The sequence below is a fragment of the Enterobacter sp. C6 genome (genome assembly GCF_008122455.1).
In the GTDB taxonomy this organism is placed as follows: Bacteria; Pseudomonadota; Gammaproteobacteria; order Enterobacterales; family Enterobacteriaceae; genus Enterobacter; species Enterobacter pseudoroggenkampii.
The window spans coordinates 1-20,752 of record NZ_QPFW01000175.1 but is presented as its reverse complement, the minus strand read 5'-3'; the positions used below and the strand labels follow the sequence as shown (position 1 = coordinate 20,752).

Below are 20,752 nucleotides of genomic sequence, written 5' to 3'. Positions count from 1 at the left end.
CTTTATCCCGGCGGTGGGGGAGTTTGTGATCCCGGAACTGCTCGGTGGTCCGGACAGCATCATGATTGGCCGCGTGCTGTGGCAGGAGTTCTTCAATAACCGCGACTGGCCGGTGGCCTCGGCGGTGGCGATTGTGATGCTCCTGCTGCTGATCGTGCCGATCATGTGGTTCCACAAGCATCAGCAGAAACAGATGGGAGATCACGGATGAACAACTTACCGGTAGTGCGCTCCCCGTGGCGAATTGCGATCCTGGTCATCGGCTTTACCTTCCTGTATGCGCCGATGCTGATGCTGGTGATCTACTCGTTTAACAGCTCCAAGCTGGTGACGGTCTGGGCAGGCTGGTCGACGCGCTGGTACAGCGAGCTGTTCCACGATGATGCGATGATGAGCGCGGTGGGGTTGAGCCTGACCATTGCGGCGCTGGCGGCGACCATGGCGTCCGTGCTGGGCACGATCGCCGCGCTGGTGATGGTGCGCTTCGGGCGTTTTCGCGGCTCGAACGGCTTCGCCTTTATGATCACCGCGCCGCTGGTCATGCCGGACGTGATCACCGGTCTCGCGCTGCTGCTGCTGTTCGTGGCCCTGGCGCACGCCATCGGCTGGCCGGCGGATCGCGGTATGCTCACCATCTGGCTGGCGCATGTCACCTTCTGTACGGCCTACGTGGCGGTGGTGATCTCCTCGCGCCTGCGCGAGCTGGATCGCTCCATTGAAGAGGCGGCGATGGATCTTGGCGCGACGCCGCTGAAGGTCTTTTTCATCATCACCCTGCCGATGATTATGCCGGCGGTGATCTCCGGCTGGCTGCTGGCGTTTACGCTGTCGCTGGACGATCTGGTTATCGCCAGCTTTGTCTCCGGCCCGGGCGCGACGACGCTGCCGATGCTGGTCTTCTCCAGCGTGCGTATGGGGGTCAACCCGGAGATCAACGCCCTGGCCTCTATCATCCTCGGCGTGGTCGGAATTGTCGGATTTATCGCCTGGTATTTGATGGCGCGCGCGGAAAAACAGCGCGTGCGCGATATCCAGCGTGCAAGACGCGGCTGAAGGATTTAAAATTTCCAGTGATGTGCCGCGCATGACGCGGCACTGTTTTTCAGGGAAGTAAAACATTGGGATTATTAAAAAAATCACGTATTACGCACGCGCGTCCTAACGTACCTGCACTGGTTCAGGTGGCGGCGCTCGCCATTATTATGATCCGCTGCCTGGACGTGCTGATGATTCTGAATACCCTGGGCGTGCGCGGCATCGGTGAATTCATTCACCGCAGCGTGCAGACGTGGAATCTGACGCTGGTCTTTTTGAGCAGCCTGGTGCTGGTGTTTATCGAGATCTACTGCGCGTTTTCGCTGGTCAAAGGGCGCAACTGGGCGCGCTGGGTCTATCTGCTGACGCAGATTACCGCTGCGAGCTATCTGTGGGCCGCCTCGCTTGGGTATGGCTACCCGGAGCTGTTCAGCATTGCCGGTGAATCCAAACGCGAGATCCTGCGCGCGCTGTTTATGCAAAAACTGCCGGACATGCTGGTGCTCTTTCTACTCTTCGTTCCGGCCTCCAGTCGGCGGTTCTTCCGCCTGCAATAATGTGTATAATCGCAGCCCTCGTGATTCTTAAGGTTTTCATATGCAGTGCGCACTCTATGACGCCGGACGCTGCCGCTCCTGTCAGTGGATAGAACAGCCGGTCTCTCAACAACTCACCGCCAAAATGGCCGACCTGCAACAGCTGCTGGCAGCGCACACGGTGGGCGAATGGTGCGCACCCGTCAGCGGCCCGGAGCTGGGTTTCCGTAATAAAGCCAAAATGGTGGTCAGCGGCAGCGTTGAAAAACCGCTGCTGGGGATGCTGCACCGCGACGGCACGCCGGAAGACTTAACCGACTGCCCGCTGTATCCCGCCTCGTTTGAGCCCGTCTTTGCCGCACTGAAACCGTTTATCGCGCGGGCGGGGTTAACGCCCTACAGCGTGGCCCGCAAGCGCGGCGAGCTGAAGTACCTTCTGCTGACCGAAAGCCAGATCGACGGCGGCATGATGCTGCGCTTTGTGCTGCGCTCTGAAACAAAGCTGGCGCAGCTTCGCGCGGCGCTGCCGTGGCTGCAGGCGCAGCTTCCGCAGCTGAAGGTCATTACGGCGAACATTCAGCCGGTGCATATGGCGATTATGGAGGGGGAGAAAGAGATTTTCTTCACCGACCAGCACGCGCTGGCGGAGAGCTTCAACGGCGTGCCGCTGTGGATCCGCCCGCAAAGCTTCTTCCAGACCAACCCGACCGTGGCAAGCGGCCTGTACGCTACCGCCCGCGACTGGGTTCGAGCGTTGAACGTTCACCACATGTGGGATCTGTTCTGCGGCGTGGGCGGGTTTGGCCTGCACTGCGCGACGCCGGAGATGCAGCTCACCGGGATTGAGATCTCTGCCGAAGCGATTGCCTGCGCGAAACAGTCCGCCGCCGAACTGGGGTTAACGAACCTGCACTTCCAGGCGCTGGACTCCACGCAGTTCGCGACCGGCCAGGGCAACGTTCCTGAGCTGGTGCTGGTCAACCCGCCGCGCCGCGGCATCGGCAATGCGCTGTGCGACTACCTTAGCCAGATGGCGCCGGAGTACATCATCTATTCCAGCTGCAACGCACAGACTATGGCGAAAGACATCGCTCAACTGCCGGGCTACCGCGTTGAACGCGTTCAGCTTTTCGATATGTTCCCGCATACCGCGCATTATGAAGTGCTGACGTTGCTCGTAAAATCTTAAACAAAATGTGAACTCTTCATCCCGGCGAAATCAGGTAAGCTTACGTCATAAGAAATGAATGAAGGCTTACTCATGAAGCAGATCCTGCTGGTGGAAGACGACCACGATATCGCGGCGCTTCTGCAACTCAATTTAGAATACGAAGGCTACGTCATCACCCACGAGCCCGACGGGGGCAATGCCCTGCAGCGTCTTGAAGCCCATACGTGGGATGCGGTGATCCTCGACCTGATGCTGCCCAAGGTTGACGGTCTGGAGATTTGCCGCCGCATCCGTCAGATGACGCGCTACCTGCCGGTGATCATCATCAGCGCCCGCAGCAGCGAAACCGACCGCATCACCGGGCTGGAAACCGGCGCCGACGACTATCTGGCTAAGCCGTTCTCCGTGCAGGAGCTGATTGCGCGCATCAAAGCGCTGTTTCGTCGCCAGCAGGCGATGGGGCAGGCGCAAACCGACGGACACATTCAGGCGCACGGACTGACCATCGATCCGCTGGCGCGCAGCGTGCTGCTTCACGGCCAGGTGGTGGACCTCACCCCGCGCGAGTTCGAGCTGCTGTACTTTTTTGCCCGTCATCCCGGCGAGGTGTTTTCGCGTCTGGCGCTGCTGGAGCAGGTCTGGGGCTACCAGCACGAGGGCTACGAACACACCGTTAACACCCATATCAACCGCCTGCGCATCAAGATTGAGAAGGACGCCGCCGAGCCGGAGATCATTCGTACCGTCTGGGGCAAGGGCTACAAATTTGCGGAGCCGCAGCATGATGCGTCGCTTTAGCCTGAGCCAGCGCCTGACGCTGCTCTTCATCCTGCTGATGATGCTCTGCGCCGCCGTCGCCTGCGCGGTACAGCTCTACAGCAGCATGCAGTACGGTAACGCGATGGTACAGCGTTTGTCGGGTGGGCTGGCTCAGCAGATCGTCCAGCGCGAACCGATTCTGGACGCGCAGGGCCGGGTCGACCGCAGCGCGCTGAAACCGCTGTTTGGCCGGCTGATGACCTTTAATCCGAGCGTTGAGCTCTACGTTATCTCTCCTGACGGCGATATCCTCGCCGATGCCGCACCGCCGGGTCATATTCAGCGGCAAAAAATCGACCTGGCGCCGGTGCAGAGCTTCCTGAGCGGCACCGCCATGCCGGTACTGGGCGACGATCCGCGCAGTCAAAATCAAAAAGTCTTCAGCGCCACGCCGCTACGGCAGGACGGCGAGCTAAAAGGCTATCTGTACATTATCTTGCAGGGCGAGGAGTCAAACGCCCTGGCAGAAATGGCCTGGCACAAGGCGTTGTGGAGTACCGTCCTGTGGTCACTGCTGTGGGTCGCGCTGTTTGGGCTGCTGGCAGGGCTGCTGGTCTGGTACTGGGTTACGCGTCCGGTCAAACAGCTGACGGTGGAAGTGGCCGGGCTGGAGCAGGACAGCATAAGCGCAATCAGGCTGCTGGCGGTACAGACGCCGGACGCGGCGGCAAAAGATGAAGTGGCAATCCTGCGCAACAGCTTTATCGAGCTGGCGCGCAAAATCACCCGCCAGTGGGATCAGCTGGCTGACAGCGATCGCCAGCGCCGGGAGTTTATCGCCAACATTTCGCACGATCTCCGCACGCCGCTGACCTCGCTGCTGGGCTATCTGGAAACCCTTTCGCTAAAATCCGCCGCCCTGACGCCGCAGGAGCACCAGCAGTATCTCGCCACCGCGCTGCGTCAGGGGCAAAAAGTCCGTCATCTTTCGCAGCAGCTGTTTGAGCTGGCGCGCCTTGAGCACGGCGGTATTAAACCCCAGCGCGAACGGTTCGCGATGGGAGAGCTGATTTCCGACGTGGCGCAGAAGTTTGAGCTCACCGCCCGTACGCGAGAGGTCAATCTGCATATTGACGTGCCGGGGCCGCTGCCGCTGATAAACGCCGATGTGTCGATGATCGAACGCGTGGTGACCAACCTGCTCGATAACGCGATGCGCCATACGCCAGCTGGCGGGGAAATTCGTCTGGCGGTCTGGCAGGAGAATGAACGGCTGCAGGTCGAAGTGGCCGACAGCGGAACGGGCGTGGATGCCTCGCTGCGCGACGATCTGTTCCAGCGGCCATCGGCGCTCAATACCCAGGCGTCGAGAGAGAATCGCGGCGGGTTGGGGCTATTAATCGTGAAACGGATGCTGGAGCTGCACGGCGGTGGGATCAGGCTGATGGAGTCGGTGAGCGGGGCACGGTTCAGGTTCTTTGTGCCGCTTTGAGAAATTGCCGGGTGGCGGCTTCGCCTTACCCGGCCTACAGACTACCACCCCCGTAGGCCAGGTCACCCGGCAAAAAAGGTTACTGCGGGAACCACTGCTCGCTGATTTTCTGGTACGTACCGTCCGCTTTAATCGCTTTCAGCGCGCCGTTCAGTTTTTCCAGCAGGGCTTTGTTATCCGGACGTACCGCGATGCCGAGGCCCGTACCGAAGTACTGTGGATCGGTCACTTTTTCCGTTGCGGTGCCCAGCTGCGGATTGGTTTTCAGCCACTCGTTCACCACGGCGGTATCGCCGAAGACGCCGTCGATACGGCCATTTTTCAGGTCGATAATCGCGTTCTGGTAGCTGTCATAGGCCACGGTTTTCACTTCCGGATGTTTGTCCTGCAGGTATTTCTGATGCGTGGTGCCGTTTTCCATCCCGATGCGTTTGCCTCTCAGCTGATCGAAAGAGGTATAAGCGCCTTTCTTCGCAATCACCACCGCCGAGTTGGCGTAGTACGGGTCGGTGAACGCGACCTGCTTGCTGCGCTCGGGCGTGATGTCCATCCCTGAGATCACCGCATCGTATTTTTTGAACTTCAGCGACGGGATCAGGCTGTCGAAAGCATGGTTGGTAAAGGTGCAGTCGGCCTGCATTTGTTTGCACAGCGCTTTCGCCAGGTCGATATCGAAACCAACGATCTGGTTGCTGGCATCCAGCGACTCAAACGGCGGATAGGTGGCGGACACGCCGAAATTGATTTTATCCGCAGCGGATGCGCCAGCGGCGAAGGTGGCGAGTAATGCGGCCAGAACTAACTTTTTCATTGTAATGCTCCCGTCTGTCTTATTGATGCGCCGTGTCTGCGGCCTGGATGTACAATGCCAGTTAATGAATTTGTATGCAATAAAAATGATTAAATATTGTGTTTGTTACAAAAAAAAGCGGATAACCCATCAGGTTACCCGCTTTATGAATACCGTTTTATGCATTCGCGTGGTTAATTTCTGCGCTCAAACGCTAACGCTTTACGCTCGATCAGGCGCATCATCAGCGTCAGCAGACCGTTCACCACCAGGTACACCACGCCCGCCGCGCCGAACACCATTACGTCATAGGTGCGTCCATACAGCAGCTGTCCGTGACCCATCACTTCCATAAGGGTGATGGTGTAGGCCAGCGAGGTACTTTTGAACACCAGCACCACTTCGTTGGAATAGGAGGAGAGGGCGCGCTTAAAGGCGTACGGCAGCAGGATCGCCAGCGTGTCTTTCTTGCTCATGCCCAGCGCCCCGCAGGACTGCCACTGGCCTTCCGGGATGGCGCGGATCGCCCCGTAGAACAGCTGGGTGGTATAGGCCGCGCTGTTCAGCGAAAGGGCAATCAGGGCACACAGCCACGGCTCAGAGAGCAGATGCCAGATAACCGGGTAGTCCTGCAGCGACGGGAACTGGCCCGGGCCGTAGTAAATCAGGAAGATCTGCACCAGCAGCGGCGTACCGGTGAACAGGGTGATGTAACCGCGCACAATCCACACCAGCACCGGCGTTTTCAGCGTCAGGATGATGGTGAAGATAAGGGCCAGGATCAGCGCCACGATAATGGACGCCACGGTCAGCGTCAGGCTGGTGTGCAGCCCTTTCATCAACTCGGGAAAGTATTCAAGCATCAGCCTGGTCTCCGTTCAAAGCGCGTCGCACGCAGGTCAATACGCTTGAGGATGTACTGACTGAGCAACGTGATCACCAGGTAGATCGCCGCAGCCACAATGTACCAGGTAAACGGCTCCTGGGTACGGGTGGCGATGCTTTTGGTTTGCAGCATCAAATCGTTAACGCTGATCAGGCTCACCAGCGCGGTATCTTTCAGCAGCACCAGCCACTGGTTGCCGAGCCCCGGCAGGGCATGACGCCACATCTGCGGCATCACCAGACGGAAAAAGATGGCGGATTTCGACAACCCTAGCGCCTGACCCGACTCCCATTGCCCCTGCGGCACGGCTTTCAGCGCACCGCGCAGGGTTTGCGACGCGTACGCGGAGTAGAGCAGGGAGAGAGCAATCACGCCGCACAGGAACGGGCTGACGTCGAAGTTATCAATCTGCATCTGCACCGGGATCTGCGCAAAGCCGAGATTGAGGGTGAAGCCGTCAGACAGCGTGAGCAGCAGCTGCGAAGAGCCGAAATAGATAAACAGGACCACCAGAATTTCCGGTAGCCCACGCAGCACGGTGACCAGCGCGGAGCCTGTCCAGGCGACGGGGAACCATTTCGCGGATTCCCACACCGCAAAGAACATCGCCAGCACGAGGCCGATAATCAGTGCGCAAACGGCAAGGCCGACGGTCATCCCGGCGGCACTTGCTAAAGGAAAAATTTCATTCATCAGGAATTACTTCTGGAACCATTTTTTGTAGATGGTTTCGTAGGTGCCGTCTTTCTTCACTTTTTCCAGCGCAGCGTTGAATTTCTGCTGCAGCTCAGTGTTGCCCTGACGAACGGCAATCCCCAGACCGGTACCGAAGTAATCCTTATCGGTCACTTTGTCGCCCACTGGCGCCAGCTTGTCGTTGGCTTTCAGCCACTCGGTCACGACCGCGGTATCACCGAAAACGCCGTCGATACGGCCATTTTGCAGATCCAGCTTCGCGTTCTGGTAGCTGTCATACGGAACGGTGGTGATTTCCGGATGCTTATCCGTAATGAATTTCTGGTGCGTGGTGCCGTTCTGCACGCCGACTTTTTTGCCTTTCAGCTGATCGACAGAGGTGAATTTACCTTTCTGACCAATGAACAGGGCGGAGTTGTCGTAGTAAGGGGTGGTGAACAGCACCTGCTTTTCACGTTCCGGGGTGATATCCATACCGGCCATCACGGCGTCGATACGGCGGAACTTCAGGCTTGGGATCAGGCTGTCGAACGCCTGGTTGCTGAAGGTACAGGTCGCATCGATCTCTTTACACAGGGCGTTAGCCAGGTCCACGTCGAAGCCCACAATTTTGTTGTTCGCGTCAATGGACTCAAACGGAGGGTAAGAGGCTTCCGTGGCAAAACGAATGGTCTGGGCTGCGGTAGCGGAAAGGGTAACGCCAGCAAGCAGCACGGCAAGTAATACTTTTTTCATTATATTTCCCCTGACACAATCAATGAGATAAATAGTTTTTGAAGGCATCGGTTTGCGGGTTCGCGAAGCAGCTCGCATCACCTTGCTCAACGATATAGCCGTTTTCCATGTAGACCACACGGCTGGCGGTTTTACGCGCCACTTCCACTTCGTGGGTGACGATGACCTGCGTAATGTTAGTTTCCGCCAGCTCGCGAATGATGCTCACGATCTGGGCGGTGATTTCCGGATCCAGCGCCGCGGTGGGTTCATCAAACAGCAGTACCGCGGGTTCCATCATCAGCGCACGGGCAATGGCCACACGCTGCTGCTGACCACCAGAAAGATGCAGCGGATAGCGGTCGCTGTAGGGCTTAAGACGCAGGCGGTCCAGCAGCTTTTCGGCGCGCGCGATCGCCTGATCCTTGCTTAACCCCAGCACGCGGCACGGGGCTTCAATCAGGTTTTGCAGGACGGTCAGGTGCGGCCAGAGATTGTATTGCTGGAAGACCATGCCGACGTTTTGACGAAGTTCACGAATCGCTTTATCAGACGGCGTCTTCGCGAAATCAAAATGGTTACCGGCAATCGCCAGCGTACCTGAACGGGGCATTTCAAGCAGATTAAGGACACGCAGAAGGGAGCTTTTGCCTGCACCGCTTGGGCCAAGCAAAACCAGCGTTTCGCCTTCCGGGCAGTTCAGCGTGATGTCAAACAGCGCCTGGTGTGCGCCGTAGAAGCAGTTAATGCCGTTTAGTTTAATACTCATCGGGGCAGTCTTTACTCATCCAGGCAATCTATAGCAATTGAGGCCGCAGATAGTACCGTTGACAGAATAGTTATGCAATATTTCTGCGTTAAAAGTTAAATATAACCCGTGTTTCCTCTTAAACATAGCACAAAATAGCGAACGGCAAGGTCGGCGAGTATAAATGTCGGCATTCCGCATGAAATGCCGCACATTTTACGGGGGTTACCAGGGAATATCGGCGGATTTAGCGATTCTCAATCGACTGGCGAAGCGTGCCTGCCGGGGCATGAACGCTGCCGCCCACGTAGCGTACGTCGTCCACTGCCCAGCATTGACCTTCACGGATCATCAGCACTTCATCCTGCCAGGTTTGGGTTCCCTGCGTCAGCTTCACGCGCAGCGGAATATTACGGGCGTCCGTATTCGGGATGGTTGACGCGCTCGCCACTTCGGCGCTGTCCGGTAGCGTGGTGCGGCTGGAGAACGGATCGGATTTCAGCAGGGCGTTATGCTGTGGATCGCGGGTGGCGTCGTTAAGCAGTTTTGCCAGGCCATCGCTCAGATACGGGCGTAGCCCGGTGAGGTCGTTGCTGCGGTGCTGAATGCGATAATCATAGAACTGCTGCGCCACAGTGTCCGGGCCGCCCTCTATGCAGGGGCCGCTGCGGGTACCGATATCCTTAAAGGCTGGCGTGACCGTGGTGGTACAGGCGCTGAGCACCAGCGCGCAGGGCACTAAAAGTGTTAAAGCAGAATAGCGCATGTTGATTTCCTTATTTATTAACTATCCTTTCAATCATAGCGTAACGAACCGATAATGCTGTGCCTAAGGCATTGAACGCTAAAGAAGGAGAGAAACCATGCAGTTTTCAACAACGCCAACCCTGGAAGGGCAGACAATAACCGAGTACTGCGGCGTGGTCACCGGCGAAGCGATTCTCGGCGCCAATATCTTCCGTGACTTTTTTGCCGGTATCCGCGATATCGTGGGTGGCCGCTCGGGTGCATACGAAAAAGAGCTGCGCAAAGCGCGCGAAATCGCCTTTAAAGAGCTTGGCGAGCAGGCGGAAGCCCTCGGCGCGGATGCGGTCGTCGGGATTGATATCGACTACGAAACGGTCGGGAAAGATGCCAGCATGCTGATGGTGAGCGTAAGCGGTACGGCGGTGAAAACCCTTCGATGAGGCGTTCGTTTGCCACAATCCTGCTGGCGCTGCTGCTGGCAGGATGTACCGCGGAAAAGGGAATCATCGATAAAGGTGCCTACGAGCTGGATACGCGTCATCAGGCTCAGGCGGCTTACCCTCGCATCAAGGTGCTGGTTATCCACTACACCGCGGATGATTTTGACAGCTCGCTGGCCACGCTGACGGATAAGAACGTCAGCTCTCACTATTTGATCCCGGCTAAACCCCCGGCACCGGACGGTAAGCCGCGCATCTGGCAGCTGGTGCCCGAGAGCGAACTGGCCTGGCATGCGGGCATTAGCTTCTGGCGCGGCACAAACCGCATCAATGATACGTCTGTCGGCATTGAGCTTGAGAACCGCGGCTGGCAAAAAACGTCGGGCGTTAAGCGCTTTACCCCGTTTGAGCCTGCGCAAATTGCGGCGCTGGTGCCGCTCGCCAAAGATATTATTACCCGCTACAACATCAAACCTGAAAACGTGGTGGCCCATTCGGACATCGCGCCGCAGCGCAAAGACGATCCCGGCCCGCTGTTCCCGTGGCGACAGCTTGCTCAGCAGGGCATTGGCGCCTGGCCCGATCCGGCGCGCGTTGCGTTCTATATTAACGGGCGTCCGCGCTATCAGCAGGTGGCGACCGGGGCATTACTCGATCTCCTCGCGCGGTATGGCTATGAGGTGCCGGTTGACAGCACCCCTGCGCAGCAAAAGCGCATCATCACGGCGTTCCAGATGCATTTCCGGCCTGACCTGTGGAACGGTATTGCGGACGTCGAAACGATGGCCATTGCTGAAGCGCTTCTGGAGAAGTACGGGCAGGGGTAATCCTTCGGACTACCCCGAATGCCTTAACGCATTCTGATTTTCTTCAGATTAATCTTAAGTACAAACTCAATTCATTTTTAGTTAATTGACTTAAAATTATCCGGATTTAAGATAGACACATAGCTTGCTAATTAATATAGCAAATAAATATATCGCATTTATTCTTTATTTCTCTCATTGAGAATTTCACAGGAACATATTCAGGGCTTAAGGCTTTTTTGCCCTATGCCTGCATTTTTAAATTTCACATCTTAAATCGGGTATAACAATGTTAAGCATCTATGCAAAAAAATTACGTCCGCAATATGAAATGGAAGCCATTATTTCTGCTACATCAGGTTTTGAAGAGAAGATCTTAAAGAAATGGCAGAAACTCTCCACGTCCGATTCACAATATATTCATATTATCGTCAGCGGTGAAGTTGAATTCCGACGCGAATCCGACGAACTGTGTATGTTCACGGTAACGGGCCAGTGCATTTTTGGCCTCTCGTCGATGTACTATAACGCAACCCATATGTACGGCCTCATTCGCGCTAACACTGTGGTGCGCTCAATCAAAAAAGAGGTCTTCGCGCAGCTGATGACCGATAACAATTTATGGCCTGAACTCACCAAAGTGCTGGCCTGGTACATCTGCATGCTGAGCAAACGTGACGATGTGCTGGTTGCCCGCAGCGCTTATTCTGTAGTGCGCGAGTTTTTATACGAGATTAATGAGCTGATTGTTCATCATCAGCGTGATATTAATATTTATGATTACATTCAGGAGTATACCAATCTGGCGCGCAGTACCATCATTAAAATCCTCTCCGACCTCAAAAAAGGTCAATATATTGTGGTGGAAAAAGGTCGACTCCTTAATCTGAACACATTGCCTGAAAAATACTAACTATTCCAGCCGATCTCCTTTTTCACTCAAAGGAGATCGGGATCCCACGTTATGTTGCACTCTCGTCTGCGAATTATCCTGCGTTTCATCCACCGGCGGCGCGGGAATTTTGCCTTGCGAATAATCTTGCTCCTGTTCTTTTAACGCCTGCTTAAACAACTCGGTTAAAGAAGCATCCTCACTGCCTGTACTGGCGGGCGTGACATCATGCGCTTCGGTGCCGGGTAACGTATCCCGCGACGTATCGTGCGGTTCCGCGCCGTCGGGCGCTTGCTGCCAGTCGGCATCGTCGCTGTTAATCGGCAGATCCTGCATGGCAGGGATGTCTGCCTGCACCGGTGCGGGTTTCGGATGTGGATGCGGGAACGGCTTGCTCACATACACGTAGTGCATATCAGAAAGCTGCGTTTCAGGTTTCGCGACGCTCGCTTTTGTTACCGGTTCCGGCGCAGGATGACGCAGATTCCAGTAAGTATGCGCGTACACGCCCGCCGTCAACATGACGCACAGACCCAACATCCCTAAAAAGGCGTTGCCGACGATTTTTCTCAGGCTGGGGAGGCGATACGAAAACCAGACCGCCTCCCCGGTAGCGTAGCTGCGCTGGGCCGCAAGAGAGATGGTAGACATCAGGCTTTCTTCTCCTGCATTTTAGGGGAGGTCTGGATCAGCACGCTCGGCGTGGAATGAGTTTCACGCATTAACTGCATCAATGTATCTTCCCCTGGAATGCCATCCACATGCAGATGCATTTTTTGCTGGAACTCGCGGGTGCGTTTCATCATCTCCGCCGTCCAGGTCCGTGAATGGGTTTCCGGCTGGTTAAGGGCTACGCTCAGCTGCTGGTCAAGCCAACCCATGTCCTTCGCATCGCTGGCGGCGTTGATGACGTCTTTACCTTCCGGCGTCAGGCGGTGGAGTTGGGTAAAGTTGCCGGTGGCATGCTGGTTAAACCAGCTGCGGCTTACCTGCCAGGTACGGTTGTTCATCAGCAGGTCGAGTGAGTTATCCCCGACGCGGGCGACCACGGCATAATTGAGGTGGTTGCCGGTTTTCAGTTCACTTACCCACGGATACCCTTCCTGCGCCAGCGCGTCCGGTGAGGCGTTACCCTGCCTGCACATCAGGTTCACCTTTGCGGCGTTTTGACACAGGGCATCATCCGCTGAGGCGTCATATCCCCACATCAGATAGAGCTGATGCATGGCATCCGGCTGATTGACCATTTCATTGTCGATAACCGGCACCACCGGGGCCTGAACATGTGGCGTCTGCTGTTTCCAGCTGGCAGGCACCGGGAGCTGAACCGGAAGTTTTGCACCGATCGAGGAGGTCAAATACCAGCCGCAGGCGGCAAACAGCAGGGATGCGAATAAACCGACGGTAGCCAGGTGCTTACCGTGTTTTTTCGCAGGCAGCGTCTCGCCGGAGGCCAGACGTAAATGACGCGGGCTGACCTGATCCGCACGCTCGGTCCAGGCGGCGAGCATCGACAGGTGGGCCAGCTCGTTCAGCTTGCTGATATTCCCTCTGGTCAGCGTATGCATCTTGCGCACGCGCGCCGGGGTTAACGGTGAGCTCTCGCATCCGTGCTCTTCACACTGCGCCTCAACGTAGCGGAGAGATTCCCGGCAGGTAAGAGGACGCAGGCTGTGATGGGTATGCGCATATTCACGCAGCTCGGGCTGCTGCATCAGGACGGCTTCCCGACCTGCTGCGCCCATTAGCACGATTGAGAGGCAAAACCCCAGCTCCTGAGCGCGCGTCAGCAGCATAGCCAGCACCTCCTGACAGGTGTCCTTCATGGCTTCGGTGTGGCTAATCACCAGCACTTTCGTCCTGGTTTTTCCCCCTTGCCACTGGTGCAGGATGGTATCCACCGCCTGAAGCCGGTTTTTGCTCTCTTTCGTTCCCGGGTTGAGTTTATACAGCAGACTACTGGCATTCAGTTTTGGAAACGCGTTAATGGCAAAAACGTCAGGATTAGCGGATTTCAGGGCGTCGCTGAACTGGCCCAGCAGCGGGGCATCGTCAGCAAAGAGCCCAATAATCCCCGCCTGTTGGGTTTTCTCTTTCAGCAGGTTGAATACGTCCTGATGATAAGGCACCAGAAAATCCCCGGATAACCCGGTTATTTTCCGAAAGGGCGGGTTTTTAAAATTAAAGTGGCTCTGATACATAACGACTTACCGTCTCTGATTAGGAATAGCAACAGGACGAGAAAGTAAAGCAACGCTATAGGGTGGTCAATTTGCGCACAGGGTAAAAATATCCTGCCGGTGAGGCCTAACATCTGGATTTTATGCGGTCAATATTTTTCTGTATGAAAGTTAGCGGCAAAGTGAGTGGTCGTTTTTACAGCGGGAAATTACGCTTTGCTCACATATTGGCGCAGCGCGACGCTGCTTATTTTCGCTTTGCTAAAGGCCAGATGAAAAATGAGGTTCTCATTTCTGTCACGGTGGATAACGCCTTGCATTATGTTTGTGCTGTTAATTTTTTGCGGCCAGCAAGGGTATCTGACGTTTAAAGATTATAAAAAAGTTACGAATAAGTTGGCTAACGCTGATGCGCAGCCGCTGAAAACGCGTCGTGATAAAAAAACATTCACCCTTTTCACGGCGGCCGTGCGTCAGGACAACCTGCCCGCCGCCGCGAAAGCCCCGCTGGCAGCGGAGGTCGAAGGTATTGTGCGCAGCGATGACGCCTGGCTTTCTTTCGCCGTGATCAAAACGCCGGGTGGTCAGAAGAGCTACCGTGAAGGCGAGCCGCTGACCGGTTTTAACGATGCCTATATTCAGGAAATTAACAAAGACAATGTGGTGGTTAATTACGAAGGTGCTACGCAGGTACTGGCATTAAATAAACCTGATTATTTTAAGGGCGGCGTTGACAGCGGCCCGGTAAGCAAATCGACGAAAGATGCAGGCGCGGAAAGTGTGCATCTGAATGATTATCTGGTGTTAAAACCGTTAATCGAAAAAGGCCAGCTGGAAGGCTACAACATTAATCCAAGGAATGCCTCTTCCTTCTACAGCCATTCAGGGCTGGAAAAAGGTGATGTGGCGGTAAAAGTGAATTCTGTCGATATGACCGATGAAGCAAAGGCAAAAAGTATTATTGCCAACTGGTCGAAAATGAAAGAGGCGGAGGTCGTCGTCAGACGTCACGCTCACCTTGAAAATATTCGGGTTAATGTTCTAAACAATTAACAAGTGTACAGACATGAAGAAATTTCCCTGGGCGTGCGTGGCGCTGACCGCATTGTCGTTATATTCAAGTTCGCTGCTAGCAGCCAACTTTAGCGCGAGCTTTAAAAATACCGATATCCGCGAGTTTATCGATACGGTAGGCCGCAATCTGAATAAAACCATACTCGTCGATCCGTCCGTGCAGGGCTCGGTGTCGGTGCGAACCTACAACGTGCTGACGGAAGATGAGTATTACCAGTTCTTCCTGAGCGTGCTGGATCTGTACGGCCTGTCGGTGATCCCGATGGACAACGGCATGATTAAAGTAGTGCGTTCCAGCGTGGCCCGTACCGCCGGCGCGCCGCTGGCAGACAGCAAAAACCCGGGTAAAGGTGATGAGATCATCACCCGCGTCGTGCGCATGGAAAATGTGCCGGTACGTGAACTTGCCCCGCTGCTGCGCCAGCTGAACGATGCCACCGGCATCGGCAACGTGGTGCACTTTGAACCGTCCAACGTGCTGCTGTTGACCGGTAAAGCCTCGGTAGTGAACCGCCTGGTGGATCTGGTTCAGCGCGTGGACAAAGACGGGATTCAGCGCCGCGAGATCGTGCCGCTGCGCTTTGCCTCCGCCAAAGAGCTCTCCGACATGTTGAACAACCTCAACAATGAAGAGCAGAAGGGGCAGAACGCGCCGCAGCTGGCCACTAAAGTGGTGGCGGATGACGAAACCAACAGCCTGGTGATCAGCGGCTCGGAAGATGCGCGCATGCGTACCCGCTCTCTGATCCATCAGCTGGACCGCGAGCAGAACAACGAGGGGAATACCCGCGTCTTCTACCTCAAATATGCCAGCGCCACGAAGGTGGTGCCGGTTCTGACCGGGATAGGTGAACAGCTGAAGGACAAGGCCAGTACGCCGAAGGCGAAAACCGCCACCGCGTCCAGCGATCTGAACATTACCGCCGACGAGGCCACCAACTCGCTGGTGATCACCGCTCAGCCTAACGTGATGAACTCCCTTGAGAAGGTGATCGACAAGCTCGACATCCGTCGTCCGCAGGTGCTGGTGGAAGCGATCATTGCTGAAGTGCAGGACGGTAACGGCCTGGATCTCGGCGTGCAGTGGACCAGCAAGCACGGCGGCGTGCAGTTCGGCTCCACCGGCCTGCCAATCAGCCAGATTAAAAACGGCACCATGAAGGGGGCGAGCTTCACCGGCCTTGCGACCGGCTTCTTTAACGGCGATTTCGGGGCGCTGATGACCGCGCTCTCCACCGACGGCAAAAACGATATTCTCTCCACGCCAAGCGTGGTCACGCTGGATAACAAAGAGGCGTCGTTCAACGTCGGTCAGGACGTGCCGGTGCTTTCCGGCTCCCAGACCACCAGTGGCGACAACGTCTTTAACTCCGTTGAGCGCAAGACGGTCGGGACCAAGCTGAAAATTGTGCCGCAAATCAACGACGGCGACATGATCCACCTGAAGATTGAGCAGGAAGTCTCCAGCGTCGACAACAGCGCGACGGAAGATGCCAGCCTCGGCCCAACCTTCAACACCCGTACCATCAACAACGAAGTGATGGTGCACAGCGGGCAGACGGTGGTGCTCGGCGGCCTGATGGAGAACGTCACCAAACAATCGGTCTCCAAAGTGCCGCTGCTGGGCGATATCCCGCTGGTCGGCCAGCTGTTCCGCTACACCTCGCAGGATACGGCTAAACGCAACCTAATGGTGTTTATCCATACCACCGTGCTGCGCGACGACGACAACTACAGCGCGGCGTCGAAAGAGAAATATGACCAGATCCGCGCCCGCCAGCAGCAGCGTGTGGAAGAGAAGAAGCTCGGTATTGTTGAACCGGCGGATAACGCGGTACTGCCCGCGTTTCCCGTCGACGCCAGCGCCGCACCGGTGAAAACCAGCGCCAGCGCACCGCGCAATCCGTTTAAAGACTAAGGCGGAGAGGGCACCGTGGACGAACTGACTAAAACCCTGTGTAGCAGCAGCTATGCGAAAGATAACGGCGTTCTGTTTTACAACAACGACGTCTATATCCGTGAAGACACCCCGGCGTTTGCACTCCTGGAAGTGCGCCGGGTGCTGGGACGCGCGTTCGTTCCGGTGACCCTGACGCAGGAAGCCTTTGACGAGCTGCTGGCTAAAATCTGGCAGCAGAGCAGCGGCGTGTCGCAGCAGCTGGTGGACGACATGGACGCGGATATCGATCTGATGGCGTTAACCGAGGAGATCCCGGATAACGAAGACCTGCTTGATAACGACGAGAACTCGCCGGTGATCCGTCTGATCAACGCCATTCTCGGCGAGGCGGTGAAGGACGGCGCGTCGGATATTCATATCGAAACCTTCGAGCGCACGCTGAGCATTCGCTTCCGCGTTGACGGCGTGCTGCGCCCGGTGCTGCAGCCGGCGCGTAAGCTGGCACCGCTGCTGGTGTCGCGCATCAAGGTCATGTCGAAACTGGACATCGCCGAGAAGCGCCTGCCGCAGGATGGCCGTATTTCTCTGCGCATCGGCCGCAAGGCCATCGACGTGCGCGTCTCGACCATTCCGTCCCAGTACGGCGAGCGCGTGGTCATGCGCCTGCTCGATAAAAGCAACCTGAAGCCCGACATCAACAAGCTGGGCCTGATTGATGAAGAGCTGGAGAAGTTAAAAGGGCTTATTGACCGCCCGCACGGCATTATCCTGGTCACCGGGCCGACAGGTTCCGGTAAAAGTACCACCCTGTACGCCATTCTCTCGGCGCTGAACGGCCACGAGCGAAACATCCTGACCGTTGAAGATCCGATTGAATACGAGCTGGAAGGGGTGGGGCAGACGCAGGTTAACCCGCGCGTGGACATGACCTTTGCCCGCGGGCTGCGCGCCATTCTGCGTCAGGACCCGGACGTGGTGATGATCGGAGAAATTCGCGACGGCGAAACCGCGCAAATTGCGGTACAGGCCTCGCTTACCGGTCACCTGGTCATGTCTACGCTGCACACCAACAGCGCCGCCGGGGCGATAACCCGCCTGCGGGATATGGGGCTGGAGTCGTTTTTAATCGGTTCATCGTTGCTCGGTGTCATTGCCCAGCGTCTGGTGCGTCGGCTGTGTAGCCACTGCCGGATTACCAGTCCGCTGGATGACAATGAAAAAGCGCTGTTCAGCTTTATGGACGCGCCGCCGAAAGCGATCTATCGCGCAGTGGGCTGCGAGCACTGCCGCCAGAGCGGCTATCAGGGCCGTGCCGGTATTCATGAATTTCTGGTGGTGGACAGCACCATGCGCCGAGCGATCCATGAAGATAAGGACGAAATGTCCATCGAAACGCAGCTCTTTAAGCAGGCCTACAGCCTGCGCGAAAACGGGCTGCTGAAGGTGATTAGCGGCATCACCTCTCTGGAAGAGGTGATGCGCGTCACCGCCGAGCGCGGGGGGGATGAATAATGGCCTTCTACGCCTGGACGGCAACGGATGCGGCGGGCAAAACCCGGCGCGGCACGCTGCAGGCCGAGGGGCAAAAGCAGGTTCGCCAGTGGCTTCGCGAACAAAAGCTAATGCCTGTCAGCATCACCGAAACCCGCGAGGCGGCGGTGTCCGGGAAAGCAAAGACCGGGGCTAAGCTCTCCACGCCGGTGCTGTCGATGTTTACCCGCCAGCTTTCCACGCTGGTCAACGCCGCGCTGCCGCTGGAAAGTGCGCTGAAGGCCATCTCGAAGCAGACGGAAGACAAAAAGCTGGCGGCGATGGTGGTGGAGATCCGTGAAAAGGTGGTGGAAGGGCATACGCTGTTTGACGCCTTCAGTCAGTTCCCGCGCACCTTCGACAAACTCTACTGCACCCTGGTGATGGCCGGTGAAAAGACCGGTCACCTGGGCGACGTGCTGGAGAAGCTGGCGGAGTACAACGAGCAGCGTCAGAAGATGAAAAGCAAGCTGACGCAGGCGATGGTCTACCCGATTACCCTGACGGTGGTGGCCATCGCGGTGATCGGCATTCTGCTGGTGGCGGTAGTCCCGCAGGTGATCGAGCAGTTCACCCACATGAAGCAACAGCTGCCGATCACCACCCGCACGCTGATCGCGGTGAGCGATTTCCTGCAGGCGTACGGCATCTATATTGTCGGGATCATGGCCGGTGGGTTTATCGGCTTTAAGACCTGGCTCAGAAATGCCAAAAACCGCTTTCGCTGGCACAGCTGGCTGGTGAACGGCTCGCCGATTAAAAAGCTGGTGTGCGCCATCAACAGCGCCCGCTATATCCGAACCCTGAGTATTCTGCAGGCCAGCAGCGTGCCGCTGCTTGAAGGGATGTATATCGCGATGGACGGTATCGAAAACCTCTACGCCCGGCAGGTGCTGGAGCAGGCCGCCGATACCGTGCGTCAGGGGGCATCTTTATATGCCGCGCTTGAACAGGCGAAATTATTCCCGCCGACCATGCTGTACATGATTGCCTCCGGCGAAGAGAGCGGGGAGCTCGGCAATTTAATGGACCGCGCGGCGGAAAACCAGGAGTCGGCATTACAGCATCGAATTACGTTAACGCTGTCGGTATTTGAACCGGCGCTGGTGGTCTCCATGGCGACGATTGTTTTATTTATCGTGCTGTCAATATTACAGCCGCTTCTGCAACTTAATAATATGGTAGGTTAAATCATGGCTATAAAACGTAAAAACCTGGCTCGCCAGGCGGGCTTCACCTTGCTCGAATTAATGGTGGTGATCGTTATTCTCGGCGTTTTAGCGAGTATGGTGGTGCCAAACTTAATGGGCAATAAAGAAAAAGCGGATACGCAAAAAGCGACCAGCGATATTGTCGCGCTCGAAGGCTCGCTGGATATGTATAAGCTCGATAACCACCGCTACCCGACGACCGAGCAGGGACTGCAGGCGCTGGTGACCAAGCCTGAAATCGCACCCATCCCGAATGGCTACCGCGCTGACGGCTATATTCGCCGCCTGCCGCAGGACCCGTGGGGAAACGATTATCTGCTCGTCAGCCCGGGCGAACACGGCGCAGTTGACGTCTTCTCTGCCGGTCCGGACGGCGAAGCCAATACCGCAGACGATATTACGAACTGGTCTCTGGATAAGAAAGAGAAATAATGAAAAGTCAACGCGGCTTTACGTTGCTGGAAATTATTCTGGCGCTGGTGATATTTTCCAGCTGCGCCATGATGGTGGTATCAACAATACCCTCACGCAGCGGTGCGGATATATTTGGCCAGCAATTAAAAGCCCTCGTTGATTATGGTTCAGATCGTGCGGTAATGGACGGAAATATCGTCGGGCTGGTAATCACCACCGATAAATATCAGCTTGTCACGCTCGACGGTAAAAATGGCGTGCGTCACTGGGTGCCTTTATCTGCCGGACGAATTACCACCAAAGGCGATTTTCCGCAGGAGATGCATGTATCGCTGTCGCCCCAGCGTCTGGCGGCCACCGTCGAGGCCGATCCCCAGATCCTCTTTCTGCCGGACGGTGAGATTGGCCGCTTTACGCTGACGCTGCAAAGCTACGACAAACAGCACCATTTCCGCGTGGTGTCGCAGGGCGCGGCCCCGGTATCGGTAGAGAACGATGACTAAAGGCAAGGTTAAGCAGAACGGGATGACGCTGCTGGAGGTGATGGTCGCGCTGGTCATCTTCTCCACCGCCGCGCTGGCGCTGATGAACTCGGTCTCTCTGAACGTGCGCTTCACCCACGGGCTGGCCGACACGCTGCAGGCCAGTTGGGTGGCCGAGAACCAGCTGGCGGAAGCGCAGCTCGCGAAAACCGACTTCCCGGATGCTGAGGAGCAGGGAACGGAAATCAT

23 protein-coding genes and 1 pseudogene are annotated in these 20,752 nt (G+C 56.4%); 16 read left to right on the top strand and 8 right to left on the bottom strand.

Going from position 1 to position 20,752, the window contains the following annotated elements:
- From DOU50_RS05570 to DOU50_RS05545, 6 genes and pseudogenes are all read left to right on the top strand, one after another.
- Positions 1-211: pseudogene (locus tag DOU50_RS05570) on the top strand (ABC transporter permease subunit); the annotation flags it as partial.
- Positions 208-1,053 carry a putrescine ABC transporter permease PotI gene (potI, locus tag DOU50_RS05565; RefSeq protein WP_023310934.1) on the top strand — a complete coding sequence of 282 codons (846 nt, stop codon included), beginning with the start codon at positions 208-210 and terminating at the stop codon, positions 1,051-1,053. The pseudogene DOU50_RS05570 and the gene potI, both read left to right, overlap by 4 nt.
- Positions 1,054-1,118: 65 nt before the next feature.
- On the top strand, positions 1,119-1,592 hold the full coding sequence (locus tag DOU50_RS05560) for a YbjO family protein (RefSeq protein ID WP_024907853.1): 474 nt from the start codon (positions 1,119-1,121) through the stop codon (positions 1,590-1,592).
- A 40-nt stretch (positions 1,593-1,632) separates the two neighbouring features.
- Positions 1,633-2,760 carry a 23S rRNA (uracil(747)-C(5))-methyltransferase RlmC gene (gene rlmC, locus DOU50_RS05555; protein ID WP_148768987.1) on the top strand — a complete coding sequence of 376 codons (1,128 nt, stop codon included), beginning with the start codon at positions 1,633-1,635 and terminating at the stop codon, positions 2,758-2,760.
- A gap of 72 nt (positions 2,761-2,832) precedes the next feature.
- Positions 2,833-3,540, top strand: a complete 708-nt coding sequence (locus tag DOU50_RS05550; protein WP_148768986.1) for a response regulator transcription factor — start codon at positions 2,833-2,835, stop codon at positions 3,538-3,540.
- Positions 3,524-4,993, top strand: coding sequence for a sensor histidine kinase (locus tag DOU50_RS05545; protein WP_148768985.1), 1,470 nt, complete (start codon positions 3,524-3,526; stop codon positions 4,991-4,993). The genes DOU50_RS05550 and DOU50_RS05545 overlap by 17 nt, the downstream gene beginning before the upstream one ends.
- Before the next feature lie 79 nt (positions 4,994-5,072).
- Here DOU50_RS05545 and artJ read toward each other — a convergent pair whose 3' ends face one another.
- The 6 genes from artJ to DOU50_RS05515 form a co-directional block, all read right to left on the bottom strand.
- Complete coding sequence (artJ, locus tag DOU50_RS05540; protein WP_148768984.1) at positions 5,073-5,804, bottom strand: arginine ABC transporter substrate-binding protein ArtJ; 732 nt, start codon at positions 5,802-5,804, stop codon at positions 5,073-5,075.
- A 173-nt stretch (positions 5,805-5,977) separates the two neighbouring features.
- Positions 5,978-6,646 carry an arginine ABC transporter permease ArtM gene (artM, locus tag DOU50_RS05535; RefSeq protein ID WP_024907847.1) on the bottom strand — a complete coding sequence of 223 codons (669 nt, stop codon included), beginning with the start codon at positions 6,644-6,646 and terminating at the stop codon, positions 5,978-5,980.
- Positions 6,646-7,362: an arginine ABC transporter permease ArtQ gene (artQ, locus tag DOU50_RS05530; RefSeq protein ID WP_024907846.1), complete on the bottom strand. Its 717-nt coding sequence runs from the start codon at positions 7,360-7,362 to the stop codon at positions 6,646-6,648. Before artQ ends, artM begins: the two co-directional genes overlap by 1 nt.
- 6 nt (positions 7,363-7,368) lie before the next feature.
- Positions 7,369-8,100 (bottom strand): arginine ABC transporter substrate-binding protein ArtI, encoded by a 732-nt coding sequence (gene artI / locus DOU50_RS05525; RefSeq protein ID WP_048990934.1) that lies wholly within the window; start codon positions 8,098-8,100, stop codon positions 7,369-7,371.
- Positions 8,101-8,119: 19 nt separating this feature from the next.
- A complete protein-coding gene (artP, locus tag DOU50_RS05520; protein ID WP_023310942.1) occupies positions 8,120-8,848 on the bottom strand; it encodes an arginine ABC transporter ATP-binding protein ArtP in 729 nt (242 codons plus the stop codon).
- Between the two features lie 226 nt (positions 8,849-9,074).
- Positions 9,075-9,593, bottom strand: coding sequence for a lipoprotein (locus DOU50_RS05515; RefSeq protein WP_023335076.1), 519 nt, complete (start codon positions 9,591-9,593; stop codon positions 9,075-9,077).
- Positions 9,594-9,690: 97 nt separating this feature from the next.
- On the opposite strand from DOU50_RS05515, the gene DOU50_RS05510 reads away from it, so the two are divergent.
- The 3 genes from DOU50_RS05510 to DOU50_RS05500 all read left to right on the top strand — a co-directional run bounded on the left by DOU50_RS05510 (position 9,691) and on the right by DOU50_RS05500 (position 11,733).
- Entirely contained in the window at positions 9,691-10,014 is a 324-nt protein-coding gene (locus tag DOU50_RS05510) for a heavy metal-binding domain-containing protein (protein ID WP_023310944.1), read from the top strand.
- Entirely contained in the window at positions 10,011-10,841 is an 831-nt protein-coding gene (locus tag DOU50_RS05505) for an N-acetylmuramoyl-L-alanine amidase (RefSeq protein WP_148768983.1), read from the top strand. The genes DOU50_RS05510 and DOU50_RS05505 overlap by 4 nt, the downstream gene beginning before the upstream one ends.
- 268 nt (positions 10,842-11,109) lie before the next feature.
- Positions 11,110-11,733 carry a helix-turn-helix domain-containing protein gene (locus tag DOU50_RS05500; protein ID WP_148768982.1) on the top strand — a complete coding sequence of 208 codons (624 nt, stop codon included), beginning with the start codon at positions 11,110-11,112 and terminating at the stop codon, positions 11,731-11,733.
- Here the strand turns inward: DOU50_RS05500 and DOU50_RS05495 are convergent, their stop codons facing one another.
- Both DOU50_RS05495 and DOU50_RS05490 read right to left on the bottom strand, forming a co-directional pair.
- Entirely contained in the window at positions 11,734-12,363 is a 630-nt protein-coding gene (locus DOU50_RS05495; protein WP_148768981.1) for a hypothetical protein, read from the bottom strand.
- Complete coding sequence (locus DOU50_RS05490; protein WP_148768980.1) at positions 12,363-13,913, bottom strand: ExeA family protein; 1,551 nt, start codon at positions 13,911-13,913, stop codon at positions 12,363-12,365. Before DOU50_RS05490 ends, DOU50_RS05495 begins: the two co-directional genes overlap by 1 nt.
- Before the next feature lie 300 nt (positions 13,914-14,213).
- Here DOU50_RS05490 and gspC point away from each other — a divergent pair, with 300 nt between their 5' ends.
- The 7 genes from gspC to gspI form a co-directional block, all read left to right on the top strand.
- Positions 14,214-14,945, top strand: a complete 732-nt coding sequence (gspC, locus tag DOU50_RS05485) for a type II secretion system protein GspC (protein WP_148768979.1) — start codon at positions 14,214-14,216, stop codon at positions 14,943-14,945.
- Positions 14,946-14,958: 13 nt separating this feature from the next.
- Positions 14,959-16,884 carry a type II secretion system secretin GspD gene (gene gspD / locus DOU50_RS05480; RefSeq protein WP_148768978.1) on the top strand — a complete coding sequence of 642 codons (1,926 nt, stop codon included), beginning with the start codon at positions 14,959-14,961 and terminating at the stop codon, positions 16,882-16,884.
- 15 nt (positions 16,885-16,899) lie between these two features.
- Positions 16,900-18,378, top strand: a complete 1,479-nt coding sequence (gene gspE, locus DOU50_RS05475) for a type II secretion system ATPase GspE (protein ID WP_148768977.1) — start codon at positions 16,900-16,902, stop codon at positions 18,376-18,378.
- Positions 18,378-19,586, top strand: a complete 1,209-nt coding sequence (gspF, locus tag DOU50_RS05470) for a type II secretion system inner membrane protein GspF (protein WP_148768976.1) — start codon at positions 18,378-18,380, stop codon at positions 19,584-19,586. Before gspE ends, gspF begins: the two co-directional genes overlap by 1 nt.
- Positions 19,587-19,589: 3 nt before the next feature.
- Entirely contained in the window at positions 19,590-20,039 is a 450-nt protein-coding gene (gene gspG, locus DOU50_RS05465; protein ID WP_024907836.1) for a type II secretion system major pseudopilin GspG, read from the top strand.
- Entirely contained in the window at positions 20,039-20,524 is a 486-nt protein-coding gene (gspH, locus tag DOU50_RS05460; RefSeq protein WP_148768975.1) for a type II secretion system minor pseudopilin GspH, read from the top strand. The genes gspG and gspH overlap by 1 nt, the downstream gene beginning before the upstream one ends.
- Positions 20,517-20,752, top strand: a 236-nt coding sequence (gspI, locus tag DOU50_RS05455; RefSeq protein WP_148768974.1) for a type II secretion system minor pseudopilin GspI, incomplete at its 3' end; no start/stop codon positions are given. The genes gspH and gspI, both read left to right, overlap by 8 nt.